General features: G+C 53.4%; 19 protein-coding genes, 4 tRNA genes and 1 pseudogene. 9 read left to right on the top strand and 15 right to left on the bottom strand.

Annotated features, from left to right (window positions below; all coding sequences use genetic code 11):
• Positions 1–1,830 (bottom strand): ATP-dependent DNA helicase RecQ, encoded by a 1,830-nt coding sequence (gene recQ, locus AC3G3F_RS22380; protein ID WP_001664819.1) that lies wholly within the window; start codon positions 1,828–1,830, stop codon positions 1–3.
• 83 nt (positions 1,831–1,913) lie between these two features.
• On the bottom strand, positions 1,914–2,783 hold the full coding sequence (pldA, locus tag AC3G3F_RS22375; RefSeq protein ID WP_023247398.1) for a phospholipase A: 870 nt from the start codon (positions 2,781–2,783) through the stop codon (positions 1,914–1,916).
• Positions 2,784–2,947: 164 nt separating this feature from the next.
• Here pldA and yigI point away from each other — a divergent pair, with 164 nt between their 5' ends.
• From yigI to AC3G3F_RS22355, 4 genes and pseudogenes are all read left to right on the top strand, one after another.
• Positions 2,948–3,415: an acyl-CoA thioesterase YigI gene (gene yigI / locus AC3G3F_RS22370; protein ID WP_001277136.1), complete on the top strand. Its 468-nt coding sequence runs from the start codon at positions 2,948–2,950 to the stop codon at positions 3,413–3,415.
• A gap of 43 nt (positions 3,416–3,458) precedes the next feature.
• Positions 3,459–4,355, top strand: a complete 897-nt coding sequence (gene rarD, locus AC3G3F_RS22365; RefSeq protein WP_053510992.1) for an EamA family transporter RarD — start codon at positions 3,459–3,461, stop codon at positions 4,353–4,355.
• Between the two features lie 201 nt (positions 4,356–4,556).
• Positions 4,557–5,401, top strand: a pseudogene (locus AC3G3F_RS22360) (YPO3983 family protein).
• On the top strand, positions 5,401–5,877 hold the full coding sequence (locus tag AC3G3F_RS22355) for a DUF943 family protein (RefSeq protein WP_488395792.1): 477 nt from the start codon (positions 5,401–5,403) through the stop codon (positions 5,875–5,877). The pseudogene AC3G3F_RS22360 and the gene AC3G3F_RS22355 overlap by 1 nt, the downstream one beginning before the upstream one ends.
• 94 nt (positions 5,878–5,971) lie before the next feature.
• On the opposite strand, the gene corA is transcribed toward AC3G3F_RS22355, so the two are convergent.
• The 8 genes from corA to lptM form a co-directional block, all read right to left on the bottom strand.
• Complete coding sequence (gene corA, locus AC3G3F_RS22350) at positions 5,972–6,922, bottom strand: magnesium/cobalt transporter CorA (protein WP_000947142.1); 951 nt, start codon at positions 6,920–6,922, stop codon at positions 5,972–5,974.
• 154 nt (positions 6,923–7,076) lie between these two features.
• Entirely contained in the window at positions 7,077–7,133 is a 57-nt protein-coding gene (ysgD, locus tag AC3G3F_RS22345; protein ID WP_212723238.1) for a YsgD/CorL family protein, read from the bottom strand.
• 258 nt (positions 7,134–7,391) lie between these two features.
• Positions 7,392–9,554: a DNA helicase II gene (gene uvrD / locus AC3G3F_RS22340; RefSeq protein WP_488395789.1), complete on the bottom strand. Its 2,163-nt coding sequence runs from the start codon at positions 9,552–9,554 to the stop codon at positions 7,392–7,394.
• Positions 9,555–9,689: 135 nt separating this feature from the next.
• Complete coding sequence (yigB, locus tag AC3G3F_RS22335; protein ID WP_023247395.1) at positions 9,690–10,406, bottom strand: 5-amino-6-(5-phospho-D-ribitylamino)uracil phosphatase YigB; 717 nt, start codon at positions 10,404–10,406, stop codon at positions 9,690–9,692.
• Positions 10,406–11,308: a tyrosine recombinase XerC gene (gene xerC, locus AC3G3F_RS22330; RefSeq protein WP_000132874.1), complete on the bottom strand. Its 903-nt coding sequence runs from the start codon at positions 11,306–11,308 to the stop codon at positions 10,406–10,408. Before xerC ends, yigB begins: the two co-directional genes overlap by 1 nt.
• Complete coding sequence (locus AC3G3F_RS22325) at positions 11,305–12,012, bottom strand: DUF484 domain-containing protein (RefSeq protein ID WP_023247394.1); 708 nt, start codon at positions 12,010–12,012, stop codon at positions 11,305–11,307. The genes xerC and AC3G3F_RS22325 overlap by 4 nt, the downstream gene beginning before the upstream one ends.
• Entirely contained in the window at positions 12,009–12,833 is an 825-nt protein-coding gene (dapF, locus tag AC3G3F_RS22320) for a diaminopimelate epimerase (protein ID WP_023247393.1), read from the bottom strand. The genes AC3G3F_RS22325 and dapF overlap by 4 nt, the downstream gene beginning before the upstream one ends.
• 36 nt (positions 12,834–12,869) lie before the next feature.
• Positions 12,870–13,073: an LPS translocon maturation chaperone LptM gene (gene lptM / locus AC3G3F_RS22315; RefSeq protein ID WP_023247392.1), complete on the bottom strand. Its 204-nt coding sequence runs from the start codon at positions 13,071–13,073 to the stop codon at positions 12,870–12,872.
• A gap of 138 nt (positions 13,074–13,211) precedes the next feature.
• Between lptM and cyaY the strand changes: the two genes are divergently transcribed.
• Entirely contained in the window at positions 13,212–13,532 is a 321-nt protein-coding gene (gene cyaY / locus AC3G3F_RS22310; RefSeq protein WP_023247391.1) for an iron donor protein CyaY, read from the top strand.
• Between the two features lie 95 nt (positions 13,533–13,627).
• Here the strand turns inward: cyaY and cyaA are convergent, their stop codons facing one another.
• Entirely contained in the window at positions 13,628–16,174 is a 2,547-nt protein-coding gene (gene cyaA / locus AC3G3F_RS22305) for a class I adenylate cyclase (protein WP_023247390.1), read from the bottom strand.
• Positions 16,175–16,550: 376 nt separating this feature from the next.
• Here cyaA and hemC point away from each other — a divergent pair, with 376 nt between their 5' ends.
• Genes hemC through hemY form a run of 4 tightly spaced genes read left to right on the top strand, consistent with a single transcriptional unit; the run spans position 16,551 to position 20,619 of the window.
• Entirely contained in the window at positions 16,551–17,492 is a 942-nt protein-coding gene (hemC, locus tag AC3G3F_RS22300) for a hydroxymethylbilane synthase (protein WP_023247389.1), read from the top strand.
• The gene (gene hemD, locus AC3G3F_RS22295; RefSeq protein WP_079814183.1) at positions 17,489–18,229 is read left to right on the top strand and encodes a uroporphyrinogen-III synthase; all 741 of its coding nucleotides are present in this window, start codon (positions 17,489–17,491) and stop codon (positions 18,227–18,229) included. The genes hemC and hemD overlap by 4 nt, the downstream gene beginning before the upstream one ends.
• Positions 18,230–18,250: 21 nt before the next feature.
• Positions 18,251–19,420: a uroporphyrinogen-III C-methyltransferase gene (gene hemX, locus AC3G3F_RS22290; protein WP_023247387.1), complete on the top strand. Its 1,170-nt coding sequence runs from the start codon at positions 18,251–18,253 to the stop codon at positions 19,418–19,420.
• Between the two features lie 2 nt (positions 19,421–19,422).
• The gene (hemY, locus tag AC3G3F_RS22285; RefSeq protein ID WP_044136175.1) at positions 19,423–20,619 is read left to right on the top strand and encodes a protoheme IX biogenesis protein HemY; all 1,197 of its coding nucleotides are present in this window, start codon (positions 19,423–19,425) and stop codon (positions 20,617–20,619) included.
• Positions 20,620–21,206: 587 nt separating this feature from the next.
• On the opposite strand, the gene AC3G3F_RS22280 is transcribed toward hemY, so the two are convergent.
• The 4 genes from AC3G3F_RS22280 to AC3G3F_RS22265 all read right to left on the bottom strand — a co-directional run bounded on the left by AC3G3F_RS22280 (position 21,207) and on the right by AC3G3F_RS22265 (position 21,639).
• Positions 21,207–21,283 (bottom strand) — tRNA-Pro (locus tag AC3G3F_RS22280).
• A 42-nt stretch (positions 21,284–21,325) separates the two neighbouring features.
• Positions 21,326–21,412, bottom strand: a tRNA-Leu gene (locus AC3G3F_RS22275).
• A 20-nt stretch (positions 21,413–21,432) separates the two neighbouring features.
• Positions 21,433–21,508 (bottom strand) — tRNA-His (locus AC3G3F_RS22270).
• A 54-nt stretch (positions 21,509–21,562) separates the two neighbouring features.
• Positions 21,563–21,639 (bottom strand) — tRNA-Arg (locus AC3G3F_RS22265).
• Positions 21,640–21,711: the final 72 nt, after the last annotated feature.

The following is a 21,711-nucleotide window of genomic DNA, read 5'->3' as shown; positions in this document are numbered from 1 at the left end:
CTACTCTTCGTCATCACCATCGACATGCGCGCGGATGAGCGCCATGAATTCTTTGCCGAAGCGCTCCAGTTTTCGCATCCCAACCCCGTTAACGCTCAACATCTCGCTGGCGGAAACCGGCATCTGTTCCGCCATCTCTATCAGCGTGGCGTCGTTAAAGACCACATACGGCGGGATATTCTCTTCATCAGCGATAGCTTTACGCAGCTTGCGCAACTTAGCGAACAATTTGCGATCGTAATTACCGCCGAATGATTTCTGCATCACGCGGGGTTTGAGGGCGACAATGCGCGGCACCGCAAGCTTGAGCGGAACGTCTCCACGGAGTACCGGACGCGCGGCATCCGTCAACTGTAATGCGGAATGCTGCGCAATATTTTGCATTACCAGCCCCAGATGAATGAGCTGGCGAATCACGCTCACCCAGTGCTCATGGCTCTTTTCTCGTCCCATGCCATAAACCTTGAGTTTGTCATGACCGAAATCGCGGATGCGTTGGTTATTCGCGCCGCGGATCACCTCGACGACGTAGCCCATGCCAAAACGCTGGTTAACCCGACCAATGGTGGAAAGCGCAATCTGGGCATCGTTTAAGCCATCATATTGTTTGGGCGGATCGAGACAGATATCGCAGTTACCGCACGGTTCTTGTCGGCCTTCGCCAAAGTAATTAAGCAATACCAGGCGACGGCAGGTTTGCGCTTCGGCAAAAGCGCCCATCGCATTCAGTTTATGCCGTTCAATATCCTGAAGCTGTCCGGCTGGTTTCTCTTCCAGACAACGACGCAGCCAGGCCATATCAGCCGGATCGTAAAATAACATGGCTTCCGCAGGCAGTCCGTCGCGCCCGGCGCGGCCCGTTTCCTGATAGTAGGATTCAATATTGCGCGGGATATCGAAATGCACGACGAAACGTACGTTAGGTTTGTTTATGCCCATTCCAAAAGCGACGGTCGCCACCACGATTTGCAGATCGTCGCGCTGAAATTTTTCCTGCACATCGGCGCGAATAGCGTTTTCCAGCCCCGCATGATAGGCCGCCGCGCTAATGCCGCGGCTTTGCAAGCGCGCGGCAGTATCTTCCACTTTCGCCCGGCTGTTACAGTAGATGATACCCGATTTGCCGCGTTGCTCCTGAACATAGCGCATTAGCTGATCGAGCGGCTTAAACTTCTCCATCAGCATGTAGCGAATATTTGGTCGGTCAAAGCTACTGATCTGGATTAACGGATCGTTAAGCCCAAGCAAACGAATAATATCCAGGCGCGTGGTGTCGTCGGCGGTGGCGGTCAACGCCATAAACGGCAAAGCGGGAAAACGCTGGCGAAGCTGACCGAGAGCCGCATATTCCGGACGGAAATCATGTCCCCATTGCGAGATACAGTGCGCTTCATCCACCGCTAGCAATACCGGATTCCAGTGCGCCAGATGATCAAGAAAGTTGTCCAGCATCAGGCGTTCCGGCGCAATATACAGCAGACGAATCTGTCCAGTACGGCACCCCGCCATCACCTCAAGCTGCTGCTCGCGGCTTTGAGTGGAGTTCAGACACGCCGCCGCCACACCGTTCGCCAGTAGCTGATCGACCTGGTCTTTCATCAACGAGATCAACGGCGAAACGACAACGGTCAACCCGTCCAGCAACAACGCGGGGATTTGATAGCACAAAGATTTGCCGCCGCCGGTGGGCATGACGACCAGACAGTCGCGACCGGAGAGCGCAGTATCAATAATCGCTTCCTGGCCCGGGCGAAACTGTTGGTAGCCAAAGGTTTCCTGCAAAACCTGTTTAGCCCCTGATTCCAGATTCAACACTTCCGCCTGCGCCACATTAACCCCGTTCACCATAAATCAAAACAGGCGCTATTTTCAGCGCCTGCGAGAGAAACTGCAATGTTTAAAATACAATCCGATCAGAAGATATCGTTGAGCATCACGCCGACGCCGACACGTGTCTGATTAAAATTATAGTCGATCAGTGATTCGCCATAGCCGCTGTACACCTGGGTATAAAGTCGGACATGTTTGGTGACCGGATAGCTTAATCCAAGCTCCGCGCCGCCATATCCTGTATTCCAGTTGTACTGGCCTTTGGCGCTTAATACCGCCTCGCCCAGGTGATAACCGATTTTAAGCTGGTAATAACCCATATATTTGGTAATGTCCGGATTATCGTCGGTACTGCCAATCACGTACCACGGTTTGACCTCTACCAGCCAGTTGCCGTTTTCGGCCATCAGACGGGTATACAGACGGTTCCAACTGCGCGAGGTGGGGTCCGAACGTCCGTTAGAGTCATGGTTGTAGCCCATCTCTACGTCGCGCAGCGTCCAGCCGGCAAAGCGATAATCCGTAGCAAAACCAAGAAAAAGCTGCGGTTCGTAGTTGGTTTCACGAAACGGCGAAGACTCTTTACTGTTGGAAAGCTGCCACCAGGATTTCTGCGTATAGGAAGCGCCCAGTACCGAGTTCGGCCCCAGTATTCCGCGCCACAGCGGAAACGCCAGACTCAACTGAAATTTCACTTCATCTTTACGTGCGTTTTCAGACCAGTTGTAGGTACGAATGGCCTCTTTGTTCAGATCGCTGGTGTTCGTGTAGATCAAGTAGTTCGTGTCATAAGGGTAAAGCGTAAAAGGGTTATCATGCTCCTGTAGCATGTTAGCGATGATACTTCCCCGCACTGCAGGCGCATCATGAACCTCTTTTATCGTAGCTTCTTGTGCATATACCGCTAGTGGCAGTAGCGTGGTTGGCAACAACCAACTCAGAATCGCCCGCATTCTTGGTGTTCTCCTGACGAAATATTTTCAGCTTGAATCATTCTCTGCCAACCATTTTTACATATTTACACACATAGCCGTTAGTTATCCCTTCTTAAAGTAGAAAACAACAATTAAGAAGCATAATATCAACATTTAATTAACTAATGGAGTGTCAGGAACCTATGTCCGCTGTACTTACCGCTGAACAAGCTCTGAAATTAGTGGGTGAAATGTTTGTCTACCACATGCCGTTTAATCGGGCGTTAGGACTGGAGCTGGAACGCTATGAAAAAGCGTTCGCCCAACTGGCCTTTAACAACCAGCCGATGATGGTCGGCAACTGGGCGCAAAGCATTTTACACGGCGGTGTGATCGCCTCTGCGCTGGATGTCGCCGCTGGACTGGTATGCGTCGGCAGCACGCTAACTCGTCACGAAACAATCAGCGAAGATGAATTACGCCAGCGCCTGTCGCGGATGGGAACGATTGACCTGCGCGTCGATTACCTGCGTCCGGGCAGAGGCAACCGCTTTACGGCCACCAGTAGCCTGCTGCGCGCAGGGAATAAAGTGGCCGTCGCCCGCGTGGAATTACACAATGAAGATCAGCTGTACATCGCCAGCGCCACCGCCACTTATATGGTGGGATAAAAGCAGGTAAACTGTTGTTACACTTCAGATACGAGTTTTCCGGATGGATGCAAAACAAACACGGCAGGGCGTATTACTCGCTCTTGCCGCCTATTTTATTTGGGGGATCGCCCCCGCGTATTTCAAGCTGATCTATTATGTTCCCGCAGATGAGATCCTGACGCACCGCGTGATTTGGTCATTTTTCTTTATGGTGGCGCTGCTTAGCGTCAGCCGCCAGTGGCGACAGGTTAAGAACCTACTGAAAACGCCAAAGAAGATTTTCCTGCTGGCCTTATCCGCCGTACTGGTCGGCGGTAACTGGCTATTATTCATTTGGGCGGTAAATAATCACCATATGCTGGAGGCCAGCCTGGGTTATTTTATTAATCCGCTGGTTAACATCTTGCTGGGGATGATTTTTCTCGGTGAACGGTTCCGACGTATGCAGTGGCTGGCGGTGATTCTGGCGGTGTGCGGCGTACTGGTGCAGCTTTGGACATTTGGCTCGCTGCCGATTATCGCGCTGGGGCTGGCGTTTAGCTTTGCGTTTTACGGCCTGGTTCGTAAGAAGATCGCCGTTGAAGCGCAGACCGGTATGCTGGTTGAGACGCTATGGCTGTTGCCGGTCGCAGCGGTTTATCTGTTTGGCATCGCCGATAGCGCCACCAGCCATATGGAACAGAATCCCCTGTCATTGAACCTGCTGTTGATTGCCGCCGGTGTCGTCACCACCATTCCGCTGCTGTGCTTCACCGGCGCGGCAACACGTCTGCGCCTCTCTACGCTAGGCTTCTTCCAGTACATTGGCCCAACGCTGATGTTCCTGCTGGCAGTCACCTTTTATGATGAACATCCGGGCGCGGATAAGATGGTGACGTTCGGGTTTATCTGGGTAGCGCTGGCGATTTTCGTGATGGATGCGCTGTATACCCAGCGCAGAACGCGTAAAGGATTGTGATTGCGGTTTACTTATCAGGCCTACAAATTCCGTAGGCCTGATAAGTCGTAGCGCCTGCTTTTTAACCCCACTTGAAGTAACAATCCTGATTTAATAGTTCATAAAGATGTGTGAAGCGAAGCCACTTTTCTGCCATCCCTTTCTTGTAACCTTCATCCGCAGCAAGAGATAAGTTACTGATTATTAATGAGATAAATGGAAATTACTCATATATTCAATTCATCAATGTATCTCCCTTATACCCTCTTTGAACCCGTCACACGCTTCAACGATAATTCTGCCGGTGACATACAATGTGGCGACATGGGAGAAGAAGAGCTTCTGGCGCTCGGCCTGAATGACATATCAGAAAAAGTCGATCCTTATCGCCTTATATATTATGATTTTCCCCGACCTTACATGGTAGATGGCGTGTTTAGCTTAACAAACCTCGGCAGAGAAATATCTCACGATGAATGTGTCGATATTCTATTCACAGAAATGAAAGAACTGGAAAAAATGTTTTCATTCTATGGTGAATATCAAACACTAATAGATGAACTCATCAGACATTTCAGATATGGAAATGGCAGCGCATTTTATAGCCAGCAACTAAATTCCGCCTTTCATAAAAGAGTAAAGAAGAATATAAAAGACAGCCCTCTTTTTATAATTAAAGACTACATTCAGAGGGAATTTAAAAAAACATAAGACAAATATATTTACCCGTAATATTGCATGGAATCAAAACAAACTTGCTTAGTTCACATCTCGCTAAATTTAATAATCTGGAGGACAGAATCAATGGACTGGGGATCTGCGTTCACAATATTGCTGCGCAAAAGATAACCCTCACGAATCTTCAGAAGTACGCCATGGGCTGGAGCACTACGCTACATTTCGCTGCGCAGGATCATTTTGGGCTGGATGTTGCCGATATCAAGAATAAATTTTATCGCAAATTTCGTTTTTTCCGCATATGGTTCTTTTTACAGCGGCACAAAGATTTTGCCTTTAAACCTTTTTTCACAAATTTTAATACAGTCACCAGAATCGGTGCTTACTGATGAATAATAAATGTAAAAAAATAGCGCTGTGTTTATTCTTGCTGGCCGGGACCTATAATCTGTGGACCCTGCGGCCGGTTAAAATTCTGTATACCTATTCATATTTTGGCTCGACAGTTTTTCTGGTTGTGGATCATCTGCCGTGGACTGACAGAGATAAAATCAGGTGGTACCTGACGTACAGGGAAGAATTTAAGAGGAAATACCCTTTACTGGATCAGGACTGGTTTCGCTATTATGTAATAGATATTGGCAACGGCTTTACTAATGCTAAAAATTATCACGATGGGCCGTATGAAGATTTATATTGCTTTCCGACCATTAAGGATGATGCTGATTGTATTGTGAAAGACTATTTATTCATCGTTGATGAGTATTCCGATAGTAATACTACTTTTGGTGTAACCGTTATTGATGGCGAGCATGAGTACCAGTTAACGCCCGAGAAACAAATAGAGAGAGTTTTCTATCCGTAAAGCATAGCGGGAGCTGTGCTGAACCACCGCTATGACTCTGCGTTCCGCTGAAACTGTAGGCCGGATAAGGCGTAGCCGCCATCCGGCACCAGAATTACAGCCAGTTCTTCCGCTTAAAGTAGAGATACGGCGCCAGCCCGGCAAGGATCATAAAGATAATCGCGCCAGGGTAGCCGAAGCTCCATTTCAGTTCCGGCATAAACTCGAAGTTCATCCCATAGCTGGAAGCGACCAGCGTCGGCGGCAGGAACACCACGGAAACCACCGAGAAGATTTTGATGATGCGGTTCTGCTCGATGTTGATGAACCCCATCGCCGCCTGCATCAGGAAGTTCACCTTCTGGAACAGCGATTCATTGTGCGGCAGCAGAGATTCGATATCGCGTAGAATCTCGCGTGCCTGCTCCAACTGTCCGCCCGGTAAGCGCGCCTTGCGCACCAGGAAGTTCAGCGCGCGCTGGGTATCCATCAGACACAGGCGTACCTTCCAGCCGATATCTTCCAGCTCCGCCAGCGTGGAGAGCGCTTCGTCGTATTCATCGCCCTGATGCCCTTCCATAATGACGCGGCTCAGTTTTTCCAGATCGCTGTAGATGTTTTCGATTTCATCCGCCAGTTGTTCAATTTTGGTTTCGAACAGATCGAGCAATAATTCATAAGCATTACCGTCGACCATCGCCTGACTGCGGGCGCGCATACGATACAAACGGAAGGCGGGCAGCTCGCGTTCACGCAGCGTAAACAGACGGCCATCGCGAATAGTGAATGCCACCGTAGAGTTACCGGCATGATCTTCCGCATCTTCGAAGAAGAAGAAAGAGTGGATATGCAGTCCGTCTTCGTCTTCAAAGAAGCGCGCGGATGCTTCGATATCTTCCAGTTCAGGACGCGTTGCCAGACTCTGGCCCAGCTCAGATTGTACGCGCAATCGCTCGTCGTCGTCCGGTTCGACCAAATCGATCCATACGGCATCAATCAGGGTTTGTGACTCCTCGACTTCCAGCCGGGTCAGTCGGTTTTTTTCCAGTTGAAATGCGCTCAGCATGACCGGGACTCCCAATGCGTAAAAATATCGGACAGCTCAGATGGGCACACAGAAACAAATTGGGTTTCAGACCATTAAACAGCCTGACTCAACGCGACGGGAAAAATGAAAGGTCGCTGACAACCGCTAAGGCTATCAGCAAAAAGGGATAGCCTTAGGAGTTGATCCTGGATGACAGGATAATGAGCCAGTATCTACTGGGTGTGTCCAAGGCGAATGTCCTCTTAGCGTAATCGTGGGCGCATGTTACGCCAGCAAAAATTTGCCGTCAACACGCAACGAAACGCGAAAAAGCAATAATTTCCCCTTATGCAGAAAGGTTAGCAGAGAGAGGGTATTTATCTATGATTTCAGAATATTAACATCACTATATCGCTGGATGGCGGCTTCGCCTTATCCGGACTCAAATCAACATGTTAACCACCGCGTAGGCCAGATAAGACGCGTCATCCGGCAATATGTGATTCGGTCAAACCGTTTCCAGTTTCGCATACGCGGCAACCAACCATTTGATCCCTTGCCCCTGAAAAGCCACCTGCAACCGGCTATGCTCGCCGCTGCCCTCCAGGTTGACAATAGTACCCTCGCCGAACTTCGCATGGCGCACACGTTGGCCGAGTTTATAGCCTGTGTCGTTTTCCGCCAGCGGCGTTCCCATTCGTTGATGGCTCACCGGACGACTGACGGTGGCGCGCAGACGTACCTCCTCCACGCACTCCTCCGGCAACTCGCCGATAAAACGCGACGGGCGATGGTAGACCTCTTTACCGTACAGACGACGCGTTTCGGCATAGGTTAACGTTAGTTTCTGCATGGCACGGGTCACACCGACGTAGGCCAGACGACGCTCCTCTTCCAGACGCCCGCCCTCATCCAGCGACATCTGGCTGGGGAACATCCCTTCTTCCATCCCGACGATAAATACCTGCGGAAACTCCAGCCCTTTTGCCGAGTGCAGCGTCATGAGCTGTACCGCATCCTGCCAGGTATCCGCTTGCCCCTCGCCCGCCTCCAGCGCCGCGTGAGAGAGGAAGGCCTGAAGCGGCATCAAATCTTCATCTTCGTCGTTGTAGCTGAACTGCCGCGTCGCCGTTACCAGTTCCTCTAAGTTTTCGATGCGCGTCTGGCCTTTCTCGCCTTTTTCTTGCTCATACATTGTGCGCAGGCCGGAGTCTTTGATCACCCGGTCGGTCTGCACATGCAGCGACATGTCGGCGGTCTCCTGCGCCAGGGCGTCGATCAGCTCCATAAAGCGTTGTAGCGCGCTGGCCGCACGCCCGGCCAATGCCTTCTCCTGCAACAACTCACGACACGCCTGCCACAATGTTAGCTGGCGGTCGCGCGAGGTCTGGCGCACCACGTCCAGCGTGCGGTCGCCGATACCGCGCGTCGGGGTATTCACCACGCGTTCAAACGCAGCATCATCGTTGCGATTGGCAATCAAACGCAGATAAGAGAGCGCATCTTTGATCTCCTGACGTTCGAAGAATCGCATACCGCCGTAAATCCGGTACGGCATACTGGCCTGTAATAAAGCTTCTTCCAGCACGCGCGACTGGGCGTTACTGCGATAGAGGATGGCACATTGTGCAAGCGCGCCGCCGTTGTCCTGCCAGGTTTTGATGCGGTTAACCACAAAACGCGCTTCATCCAGTTCGTTGAAAGCGCAGTACAGCGATATTGGTTCGCCGTCAACGCCGTCAGTCCACAGTTTTTTACCCAAACGCCCATTGTTATTCTCAATCAGAGCGTTCGCCGCACTAAGGATGTTGCTGGTCGAGCGGTAGTTCTGCTCCAGACGAATGGTCTGCGCGCCGGGAAAATCATTGAGGAAGCGCTGGATATTCTCTACCTGCGCCCCGCGCCAGCCGTAGATCGACTGGTCATCGTCGCCGACAATCATCACTTTGCCGGTATCACCCGCCAGCAGACGAACCCAGGCGTACTGAATGTTGTTGGTATCCTGAAATTCGTCCACCAGAATGTTAGTAAACCGCTCGCGGTAGTGCTGCAGGATGTGCGGCTTGTTCAACCATAGTTCATGAGCGCGCAGCAGTAGCTCGGCGAAATCCACCAGACCAGCGCGATCGCACGCTTCCTGATAGGCCTGATACACCTTCTGCCAGGTTTGCTCCACCGGGTTACCATAGCTTTGGATATGGTGCGGGCGCAGCCCTTCGTCTTTCTGGCTATTGATGTACCACATCGCCTGACGCGGCGGCCACTGCTTCTCATCAAGATTCATCGCCTTAATCAGGCGTTTAAGCAAACGCATCTGATCTTCGCTGTCGAGAATCTGGAAATCCTGCGGCAGATTAGCGTCCATATGATGCGCGCGCAGCAGGCGGTGCGCCAGACCGTGGAACGTCCCCACCCACATTCCGCCCTGGCTTGTACCCATCAACTGGCCAATACGATGGCGCATTTCCGCCGCCGCTTTGTTGGTAAAGGTCACCGCCATGATGGAGTATGGCGAGTTGTTTTCTACGCTCAGTAACCAGGCGATACGGTGCACCAGCACGCGGGTTTTCCCGCTTCCCGCGCCCGCCAGCACCAGCATGTTGCTACGTGGCGCGGCCACCGCTTCGCGCTGTTTATCATTAAGGCTGTCGAGCAGGTAAGAAACGTCCATTGGCACCGCCGCGTAAAAACATGAAAACTAAAAACGCCCGGCGGCGCTTCGCTTACCGGGCCTACTTATCGTAGGGCGGATAAGCATAGCGCCATCCGCCAGAATGACTGGGAATTTATACAGAACTACTGGTGATTATATCAGCGAGGTGAGAGATGCCAACCGCGAAATTTCAATATGCGGCAGTAAACGGCTGTCCAGTGTCCGCATCAGGTCGGCATTTTCCGGCTTAATCCAGCAAGCCTGCATCCCACAGCGAATAGCGCCAGCCACATCGGTAGTCAGATCGTCGCCGACATGTAGGATCTCGCCGATCGGCACATGCAGTTTTTCCGCCGCCAGGAAATACATGTCGCTAAACGGCTTGGAACGCCCATCCGGACCAGCGCGCAGTACAAACTTAAAGTAATCACCGAGGCCAAACAGTTCCGGCTGGGCGTTGCCGTTAGTGATCGCCACCAGCGGCCATTTTTTCGCAAGCCGCTGTAACGTCTCATGGGTAGCCTGCGGAACCTCAATCTGGCTACGCCATTTGGCAAAATGCATCATCGCCGCATTCGCGCCGGCAATGGCCTCCTGCGCCGATAGTCCCGCATCCCGCATGGCCTGCTCTATCGCGCGATGGCGCCAGCGGGTAACGTCATGATAAATTTCCGGCTCCACTTCACGCACCGCCTGCCGTATCCGCTGTAAATCGACGTTTTGAAACGAACGTAGCAACGGGTGATAATTTTGCATAAAAGCGAGCGCTTCCTGCTCAGTACGCAAAATCACCGGACGGTTATCATAAAGGGTATCATCCAGGTCAAAGGTGAGCGCGGCAATACGCCCCAAAGGCCGGTAAAAACGCATTATTTCCCCCGTTTAGCGCGCGGATGCGCCGCGTCGTACACCGAAGCAAGGTGTTGAAAATCAAGATGAGTATAAATTTGGGTGGTGGAAAGGTTGGCATGACCCAGCAGCTCTTGCACGCCGCGCAGATCGCCGCTCGATTCCAGCATATGGGTCGCGAACGAATGGCGCAGCTTATGCGGATGCACGTGGCTGTTTAGCCCCTGCTTTATGCCCCATTCGGCGAACCGTTTTTGGACATTGCGCGCGGAGATACGCTTGCCAAGTTTCGACAGGAATAACGCCTCTTCATCGCTGGCGAACAGACCGCGCAGATCCAACCAGTGCTCAATCCACGTCACCGCGTTACGGCCAATCGGCAGGCGCCGCTCTTTGCTGCCTTTGCCCATTACCCACACTTCGCCGGTATCGAGATCGAGGTGTTTTATATCCAGGCCAACCAGTTCGGATAAACGCAGCCCCGCGCCGTACATCACCTCCAGCATCGCCCGGTCGCGTACTGCGAGCGGATCGTTGAGATCGATGTCCAGCAGGCGGTTAACGTCGTCGACATCAATATTTTTCGGCAGATGACGCGGCGCTTTCGGTGCGGAGACGCCCTTCGCCGGGTTAGCTTTCAATTCGCCCTGACTGACTAACCAGTCAAAAAAGCTCCGCAATGCCGAGAGACGTAGCGCCAGACTGGCAGGACCAAGCCCTTTGCGCCGACTGCGAACCGCAAAACTGCGCACTATCGCAGCGTCACATTGCTGCCAGCTTTTCAGCCCGGTTTCTCCGGCTAAAGCGATAATGGCATCAAGCTGACGCTGGTAGTTCAGCAGGGTAATGGGGCTAAGCTGGCGCTCCACGCCTAAATAGCGCAGGAACCGCGAGACATCCTGAGAAAGCGCGACATCCGTCATACGCGTTCAATCCAGCGTTCCAGCAGTTCCGGCAGCATCAGCGCGATCTCCTGCAAAAGCTGCGTCCCCTGTTCTGGCTGATAGTGATGAACGTCGCGGCTACTGAAAAGCACGACGCCGAGATCGGCGTCACGGCCCAACATGGACATCGCAACCGAACCAATCGCTTTCGCCTCTGGCAAAACTACCAGCAGTTCCGGGCCGTTTAGCGGACCAAGATAATGTTGCGACTGTCCCAGTCGCTGAATACGCAGCGGCTCGAAAGCCTGACGGTTTAACGCCAGATGCGTATAGCGCGACGGCGCGCCAAGTCGCCAACGATCCGGGAACAGACGCAGCGTCGCGCCGGCAAGCCCCAGATCGCGCGCCCAGCGGTGCAATCGCATCAGCATCTCATCCAGACTATCCGCGGCGACCAGACGGCTTTGCAGATGCAGCAGTCGATAAAACAGACTTTCATTGGCATGAGCCTGTTCCATCAGCAGCGTCATATTTTCTTCAAGCGCATTGATGTGATTACGCGCGCGGGCCATATGCCACTCAACGAGCGAAACCGTTCCCCGCACGGGATGGGGAACACGCATCGCTTCCACGGCATGGGCATTACGGATAAAAAACTCAGGGTGGTGGCGCAAGTAATCGACGACCGCTCGATCGTCCAGTTCCATGAGCGTTTCCTGTAGTTCTTCCTCTGGTTGCTTCATAAATGGATAAATCCGTCGTAGACATGTGCCGCCGGGCCAGTCATGTATAACGGATGACCCGGACCTTTCCAGGCGATATCCAGCCGACCGCCCGGTAATTCCACGCGTACCTCTTCAGCCAGCAGTCCCTGCTGAATCCCCACGGCAACGGCAGCACACGCGCCGCTGCCGCACGCGCGGGTCTCCCCTGCGCCGCGTTCATAGACTCGCAGCCGGATATACTCGCGTCTTACAACCTGCATAAAACCGATATTGGCGCGTTCAGGAAAACGCTCATGGCTTTCCAGAACCGGTCCCAGCGTTTCAACGGCCGCCGTATCGACGTTATCAACCTGAATGACACAGTGCGGATTGCCCATTGAAACTACGCCGCACAGTATGGTCTGTTCCGCCGCTCGCATAATATACGTCTTTTCCGCTTTGTTGGCGCGAAAAGGCACCTGCGCGGGTTCAAAGTTTGGCTCCCCCATATTCACCCGCACCAGTTCATCTTCCGTGACGCTCAGTACCATCCGGCCCTTCGCGGTACTGACCCGAATATCGCGTTTATTGGTTAGCCCTTTCAGGCGAACAAATCGCGCGAAACAGCGCGCGCCATTGCCGCACTGCGAGACTTCACTGCCGTCGGCGTTGAAGATGCGGTAATGAAAGTCCAGCTCAGGATCATAGGGCGGCTCAACCACCAGCAGCTGATCGAACCCTACGCCCAGGTGTCTGTCGGATAGCCGACGAATCAGCTCCGGCGAAAAAAAGACATTCTGCGTTACCGCGTCGACGACCATAAAATCGTTGCCAAGGCCATGCATTTTAGAGAATTGCATCATTCACTCCGTTCACGCGGGGACAGAAAACTATCCTCAGTAATTGACCTGGGACGGGCCATCTCCCGTTGCGCGATCGTTCTTATCGGGCATCGTGGACTGCGTTTGTGAATCGACTTTTTTCGTCGGCGGCGGCACACTTTTATCGGCTGGCGGGAAATAAAGCGGCCCTTTCAAACCGCAGCCCGTCAGGCTGAACAGAGTCAGAAGTACAGCGAGTGTCTTAAACACGTTTTTCATTATGGATTGCCTGTAAGTTCATGCTTTCTGTTTTCTATCATCGCAGGAGAAGGCGTAAAAGCAAGAGTTTGGCGGTAAACTGCAACGCCTTTTGTTCCAGGTTATACTGCCGCCATCACGAAAAAACGGGAAACGACAATGAATGACAGTGAATTTCATCGCCTGGCTGACGCTCTGTGGCTAACCATTGAAGAACGCCTCGATGACTGGGACGGCGACAGCGATATCGACTGCGAAATCAACGGCGGCGTGCTGACCCTCAGCTTTGAGAACGGCAGTAAGATCATTATCAACCGTCAGGAGCCGCTGCATCAGGTATGGCTGGCAACCAAACAGGGCGGCTATCATTGCGATCTGAAAGGCGACGAGTGGATTTGCGATCGCAGCGGCGAAACCTTCTGGGATCTGCTGGAGCAGGCGGCGACACAGCAGGCGGGCGAGGCGGTGAGCTTCCGCTAAGTGCTTTATTGCCCGGTGGCGCTGCGCTTACCGGGCCTACCGGAGCCGAACGTAAGCCGGATAAGACGCGTCAGCGTCGCCATCCGGCCCGCTAACTATAAAAAATACTGCTGCAATAGCGGTGCGTCATGATCCTGGTTTGCCGGCGGCACGGTGTTGATAGGCTGCGTACGGAATGGGATCACCTGCGCGCGGCCATCGGTTTTCACTATCTGGTAGAACTGCGGCAGGTTAAAGTTGATAAAGCTGGAGCCATACGTGAAGCGATCATGCGATGACGAATAGAAGCGACTGACGTCGCGCACCAGTTCTTCCTTACTACCTTCGCAGTGGTGATACACTTCCGCCCGGTTACTTTCGTCCAGGATATAAATATTAAAGCCTTTCTCATCGCCCGTTTCTTCAAAGAAGAACTGGATAATCCCTTCGCTGGCGAAGCCATCCACCACTGACGGCAATTTCACATGGTTGGTTTCCACCTGTACCGACAGCCCGTGCAGCTTGTTATGCGAAATAGCGCCGTAGAATTCGATAGCATTCTCCAGCTTCTGCACCGAGACATTCAGGCGTTCGAAGAATAGTCCCCACGTCTGCCCGGAAACCCGCAGCGCCTTGAAGCGACCGGTCTCCTGACGGGTGCTGGAAAGGCGTAGCTCAATACATTCGGAGACCAGTTGCTGCACGCGGGTGCGAATCAGGCCGCGAAGATGCTGACTGTAGCAGAACACCTCCACGCTATCCGGCGGCGCGGCATCCTGGTGCATTTTCCCCAGAATCGTTTTCAGCGCTTCGATCATCGCCTGCTCGCCGTTAAAGTGCAGAGTACGCACTTCGTTCCACGAGTTGCGATACAACAAGTCGATGCTGCCTACCAGACAGTTTTGCTCTTCGCCAAAGCTGAAAACGTCCAGCTTACGGAAGTCAAAATGCACCACTTTATTGCGGAACGCCGCCGTCGGGTCATATTCGAGGTTAACGATAATCGCCAGATGACGAATTTCACAGGGGCTGTAGAGCGCTTTCGGCGTCGGGGCAGGCAAGCGCAACGGGAAATGGTGCGAAACATCGGCGACCATCTCCTGCAGCTTAGGCAGGTCGACAATACCGTTGCCCTTAATAAACAGATGCGTTCGAGACGTCAGCAGGCCATTGAACCACGCCCACGCGACCAGCTTATTAAGATAACGGTTATATTCCAGCGGCTGATGGCTGATAATGGAATCCATGTTCGGCGCGCGGTTGTAGAGATACCAGCCTGAACGGTTGGCGCGCCCCGGCGGCACATGAATAAAGGTTAAATTCGGCTCGGACAGATCCGGTGATATCTGCGGGTTCACCAGCGTGACTTTACCCGGCAACGCTTCAAAAGCGGCGTACAGCTTACGCGTCAGTACGCCGATATCCTGCGGGCTGGCGCTCACGCTGAGGTTGTTGCGCCGCGCAAAGCGAATCAGATTGCGGTAGCTCTGCATCATTGCGTCGAGCAATTCGTTGTGGGCTTCGCGCACCTGATCGATTTTCCAGTTTGCGCGATTATCGAGCATGGTCAGACGCGCGTCGTCCCATCCCCACTCGCTGACTAACTGGCTTAATACTTCCCGACGCCAGCCTACGCAGGCGCGCTCACGGCTTAATTTCTCGCACACTTTCAGGTAGAAGCAGCGGCGGACTAAATCCAGCCGCGTCGGATCTTCAATTGCCGTCAGGTATTCAGTGACCCGTTCCAGCATCATGCAGTAGGGATCGAGTCCAAACGATACGATTTCACCGTCATGCAGACGTTGTTTAATGTCTTTCGCCAGCAGTCGTGGGTTGGGATATTCCCATGAGTAGGCTTCCAGCAGCAGCGTTTTCAGCACCGCTTTGTACGGCGAGTCAATGCTCTTGTATAGCTGCCACAGGCTGGCGCCAAAGTACTCTTCGGCAGAGAGCGAACTTAAGCCCCCCAGATCCAGCCACTCGTTTGGCGTTAATACGCCCTGCGCGTAGAGCGTCATGACATAGTCGTCGTAATGCTCTTCTTCGTCGCACGGCACCATACTCCACAAAATACGCTTCCCAGCCAGGCGCACAGCGGTACGATAAAACTCATCAAGCAACAGGATGTGCTGCGTAGAACCGCAGTCTTCCCCGCCCAGACTGCCGCTTTCGTTATGGCGGAAACGGTTTTCATCGATCAGGAAGAAGCTCACCTCAACGCCAAGCGAGGCGGCCCAGCTTTCCAGCAGGCTACACTTACGTTGCAACAACTGACGCTCTTCGCCGTCGAGCCAGGCCTGATGGCACACCCAGATATCCAGGTCGGACGAGCAACTCTGCCCGACCGAAGAGGTGCTGCCCATAGTATAAACGCCGGTAATCGGCAGCTCGCCCTTTGGCGGGTCCTGCGGCGACATACCGCGGTACAACTCAAGTTCGTTCAGATAGTGGCGTTGGGTTTCATCAGGCGTGTAGAAGCAAATACCGCTGGGAACGTTACCATCAAGGTAACCCGGCATCAGTGGATGGTGATAGTGCAATAATGTCGGCAGAAGACTGTAAACCTGCTGAAAAGCGGGCCCCATGGCAGCAAGCGCGCGATCCACGCGCAGTTGATTTATGGCATCCAGTCTCTGTTTCAGAGTCTCAATATAGAGGTACAAGACGTATCGCCTGATGTTGCTACCCGTCATGGTTCAGGTCAGTACTTCGCCGTCGCCATTCGGGATAAACCGTATGTCAAAAATAACCGTTACCCTTTCTCGTCTGCATATTTTTATCTAATACCGACGAAAAAATGGTCTAAAACGTGATCAATTTAACACCTTGCTCATTGACCGTAAAGAAAGATGCACTACATACAAGTGTAGCACCGTTCGCTGCGTGTAAATTCTTAAATACGGGCTGGCGGTTTCTCGTCATTATTCACTGCCATTGACGACACAGCGCCTTATCCTCTCACTCACGGTGACCGGAAAACTAACATCCTCTCTATAAGGATGTTAGGATGGTCAATGATTGATAATGACGGTAACAAGCATGTTAGACAATGTTTTAAGAATTGCCACACGCCAAAGTCCCCTTGCGCTTTGGCAGGCACATTATGTCAAAGACGCATTGATGGCAACCCATCCGGGACTGACGGTAGAACTGGTGCCGATGGTCACACGCGGCGACGTGATCCTCGATACTCCCCTGGCGAAAGTGGGCGGTAAGGGACTGTTTGTTAAAGAGCTTGAAATCGCGCTGCTGGAAAAACGCGCCGATATCGCCGTGCACTCCATGAAAGACGTTCCGGTGGCCTTCCCGGACGGTCTCGGCCTGGTGACGATTTGCGAGCGCGAAGATCCACGCGATGCTTTTGTCTCGAATCAATATCACAGTCTGGACGATCTGCCTGCGGGTAGTATCGTCGGGACGTCCAGTTTGCGTCGTCAGTGTCAACTGGCGGAGCGCCGTCCGGACCTCATTATCCGTTCATTGCGCGGTAACGTCGGCACACGCCTCGGCAAGCTGGACAACGGCGACTATGACGCCATTATCCTGGCCGTGGCCGGTTTGAAACGCTTAGGTCTGGAGTCGCGCATTCGCACAGCCTTGCCGCCCGAAATTTCGCTGCCTGCCGTAGGCCAGGGCGCCGTCGGGATTGAGTGTCGTCTTGACGACGAGAGAACACAGGCGCTGCTCGCACCGTTGAATCACTCGCAAACCGCGCTGCGCGTAACGGCGGAACGCGCCATGAACACCCGCCTGGAAGGCGGTTGTCAGGTACCGATTGGCAGCTATGCGGAAATCATCAACGGCGAAATTTGGCTACGTGCGCTGGTTGGCGCGCCGGACGGTTCGGTGATGGTCCGCGGCGAACGTCGTGGTTCACCCGAGCAGGCGGAGCAAATGGGCATCTCGCTTGCGGAGGAACTGCTGGAAAACGGCGCACGCGCGATTCTGACGGAAGTTTATAACGGCGAGGCGCCCGCATGAGTATTCTGGTCACCCGCCCCTCTCCCGCAGGGGAAGCGTTAGTGAGCCGTCTGCGCGCACTGGGGCAGGTGGCCTGGAGTTTTCCGCTGATTGAATTTGTCGCCGGTCGGGAGCTGCCCACCCTGGCCGACCGTCTGGCGACGCTGACGGAAAACGATCTGGTTTTTGCCCTTTCACAGCACGCCGTCGCCTTTGCCCACGCCCAGATCCAGCGGGATGGTCGAAACTGGCCTGCGTCGCCGCGCTATTTCGCGATTGGCCGCACCACGGCGCTCGCCCTTCATACCGTTAGCGGATTCGATATTCGTTATCCATTGGGTCGGGAAATCAGCGAAGTCTTGCTACAATTACCTGAATTACAAAATATTGCGGGCAAACGCGCGCTGATTTTGCGTGGCAATGGCGGTCGCGAACTGCTGGGCGAAACCCTGACAGCTCGCGGAGCCGAAGTCAATTTTTGTGAATGTTATCAACGAAGTGCGAAACATTACGATGGCGCGGAAGAAGCGATGCGCTGGCATGCTCGCGGCATAACAACGCTTGTTGTCACCAGCGGCGAGATGTTGCAACAGCTCTGGTCGCTGATTCCCCAGTGGTATCGTGAGCACTGGTTACTACGCTGTCGGCTGTTGGTCGTCAGTGAGCGTCTGGCGCACCTCGCCCGGGAACTGGGCTGGCAAGATATTAGGGTCGCTGATAACGCCGACAACGATGCGCTGTTGCGCGCATTACAATAACTCTCATAATGGGATGCCATAATGACGGAACAAGAAAAATCCTCCGCCGTGGTTGATGAGACCAGGGAGACCGTGGAAACCACGCCACAGCCAGTCAATACCGAGAAAAAAAGTAAGAACGGCGCCGCGCTGGTATTAAGCGCGGTGGCGATCGCGATTGCCCTGGCGGCAGGTATTGGGCTTTATGGCTGGGGAAAACAGCAGGCAACCGCGCAAACGGAAACCAGCGATGCGCTGGCGAATCAGCTGACCGCCTTGCAAAAGGCGCAGGAGAGCCAAAAATCAGAGCTGGAAGGGATTATCAAAAAACAAGCGGCGCAGTTAGATGACGCGAATCGCCAACAGGCGGCGCTGGCGAAACAACTTGATGAAGTACAACAAAAAGTCGCCACCATTTCCGGCAGCGACGCTAAAACCTGGCTGCTGGCGCAGGCTGATTTCCTGGTGAAACTCGCCGGACGCAAGCTGTGGAGCGATCAGGACGTCACTACCGCCGCTGCGCTACTCAAAAGCGCTGACGCCAGTCTGGCAGACATGAATGACCCCAGCCTGATTACCGCACGACGTGCGATTACTGACGATATCGCCAGCTTGTCATCCGTTGCGCAGATCGACTACGACGGCATTATTCTCAAACTCAATCAGCTTTCTAACCAAATCGATAACCTGCGTCTGGCGGATAACGATAGCGATGACTCGCCGATGGATTCAGATAGCAGCGAGCTGTCCAGTTCGCTAAGCGAATGGCGCGTTAACCTGCAAAAAAGCTGGCAGAACTTTATGGACAGCTTTATTACCATTCGCCGCCGCGATGATACCGCCGTACCGCTGCTGGCGCCGAACCAGGACGTCTATTTACGCGAAAATATTCGCTCCCGCCTGTTAGTCGCCGCACAGGCCGTCCCACGCCATCAGGAAGAAACATACCGCCAGGCGCTGGATAACGTTTCGACCTGGGTTCGCGCTTATTACGATACTGACGACGCCGCGACAAAAGCCTTCCTGGAGGAAGTCGATAAATTAAGCCAGCAAAATATCACGATGGATCTGCCGGAAACCCTGGAAAGCCAGGCGATTCTTGAAAAACTGATGCAAACCCGCGTGCGTAATCTGCTGGCGCAACCGACAGCCTCTACGGAAGCGCCCGCCACGCAGACAGACGCTCCGGCAACCGCGCCGCAAGGAGAATAATGATGCTAAAAGTATTATTGCTCTTTGTGTTGTTGCTCGCGGGTATCGTGGTCGGCCCGATGATAGCCGGTCACCAGGGCTATGTGTTAATCCAGACCGATAACTACAACATTGAAACCAGCGTAACCGGACTGGCGATCATTCTCATCGTCACTATGGTGGTGCTATTCGCCATTGAGTGGTTGCTACGCCGTCTGTTTCGTACCGGCGCGCACACCCGCGGTTGGTTTGCCGGACGTAAACGCCGTCGCGCCCGCAAACAGACCGAACAGGCGCTGCTGAAGCTGGCGGAGGGCGACTATCAGCAGGTTGAAAAGCTGATGTCAAAAAATGCCGATCATGCTGAACAGCCGGTGGTGAATTATCTGCTGGCGGCAGAAGCGGCGCAGCAGCGCGGCGATGAAGCGCGCGCCAATCAGCACCTTGAACGTGCGGCAGAGCTGGCGGGGAACGACACCATCCCGGTCGAGATCACGCGCGTGCGCTTACAGCTAGCGCGCAATGAAAATCATGCGGCGCGTCACGGCGTGGACAAACTGCTGGAGGTCACGCCGCGTCACCCGGAAGTCCTGCGTCTGGCGGAGCAGGCCTATATTCGCACCGGCGCATGGAGTTCTTTACTGGATATCATCCCATCCATGGCAAAAGCGCACGTCGGCGATGAAGCGCATCGCGCCATGCTCGAACAACAGGCGTGGATAGGACTGATGGATCAGGCGCGCGCCGAGCAAGGCAGCGAGGGATTACGCACCTGGTGGAAAAACCAAAGCCGTAAAACCCGCCATCAAGTGGCGCTTCAGGTCGCGATGGCCGAGCATCTGATCGAATGTGACGATCATGATATGGCGCAGCAGATTATCATCGACGGTCTGAAACGCCAGTATGACGATCGGCTGGTGCTGCCAATTCCTCGCCTCAGAACCAATAATCCGGAACAACTGGAGAAAGTACTGCGCCAGCAAATCAAGACGGTAGGCGATCGCCCGCTGTTATGGAGCACGCTCGGCCAGTCGCTGATGAAACACGGTGAATGGCAGGAGGCAACCCTGGCTTTCCGCGCCGCGCTGAAACAACGCCCGGACGCGTATGATTATGCCTGGCTTGCCGATGCGCTCGATCGACTGCATCAACCGGAAGAAGCCGCCACCATGCGGCGCGACGGCCTGATGCTAACGCTACAGAACAATTCCCCGCAGTAATCGTCTGCTGCCCGGTGGCGTTTTTGCTTACCGGGCCCGCACTGCCTCCCGGCAAAAATCTCTTTTAGCCATAAATAAAAAAACGCCTGCCGGTTAGGGGCAGGCGTCAAAACAGGTCTGTATGACAACATAAAGGGGTGCTTCACTCAACGTTGTGTCCAGGGTGTTTGATGAGGCATAAGCGACATCTGTCAGTGGACGATAAGCACCGTAAACGGCTCTGCATCATTCCTGAGTTTATGAGGCCAAAAGGCGAGCATAAGAGATGGAATGAGCATCTACCCGTATATTATTGCACATAACGTGCCATCTTTGCACCGCTAAAAAACAGGCGCTGGTGTTAAAAAACGTAGAGAATTCACGCGATTGTCATCTTCCCGCCGCTGGCGAGGCTTTAGCATGTCGCCCGATGGAGACAGAACAGGATGCTTTTTATAAAGTGATTATTAATCAATAGATTATTCGTCACCGAACAGCGACAAATGAAGACAAGGATATCGCCAATAAACCACAATGATAACTCGTGCGGGATAAAAGGTTGAAAAGGAACAGAAAACAAAAAACCCCGCCGAAGCGGGGTTCAAAATTGGTCGGCGAGAGAGGATTCGAACCTCCGACCCACTGGTCCCAAACCAGTTGCGCTACCAAGCTGCGCTACTCGCCGATATACTGCTTTTTTGAATTTTTAGTTCAATTCATTGAGTCGTGGTGCGAGGGGGGGGACTTGAACCCCCACGTCCGTAAGGACACTAACACCTGAAGCTAGCGCGTCTACCAATTCCGCCACCTTCGCGTTTCACAACTCTATATTAATGGGGTGGCTAATGGGATTCGAACCCACGACAACTGGAATCACAATCCAGGGCTCTACCAACTGAGCTATAGCCACCACTGAAACTTTTTACGCGGTATTAAACCACCGCAGCTCAAGCACCTAAATAAATGGTACGCCCGACAGGATTCGAACCTGAGACCTCTGCCTCCGGAGGGCAGCGCTCTATCCAGCTGAGCTACGGGCGCTTAGCGCCGTTGCGGGGGTGGATAATACGGACTTCACACCCCGCTGTCCAGTGCCTTTTTAAATAAAATGCG

Source organism: Salmonella sp. FC25216 (assembly GCF_057751355.1).
Note: the sequence above shows the minus strand (reverse complement) of the source record. Positions and strands in the feature narration are given on the sequence as shown.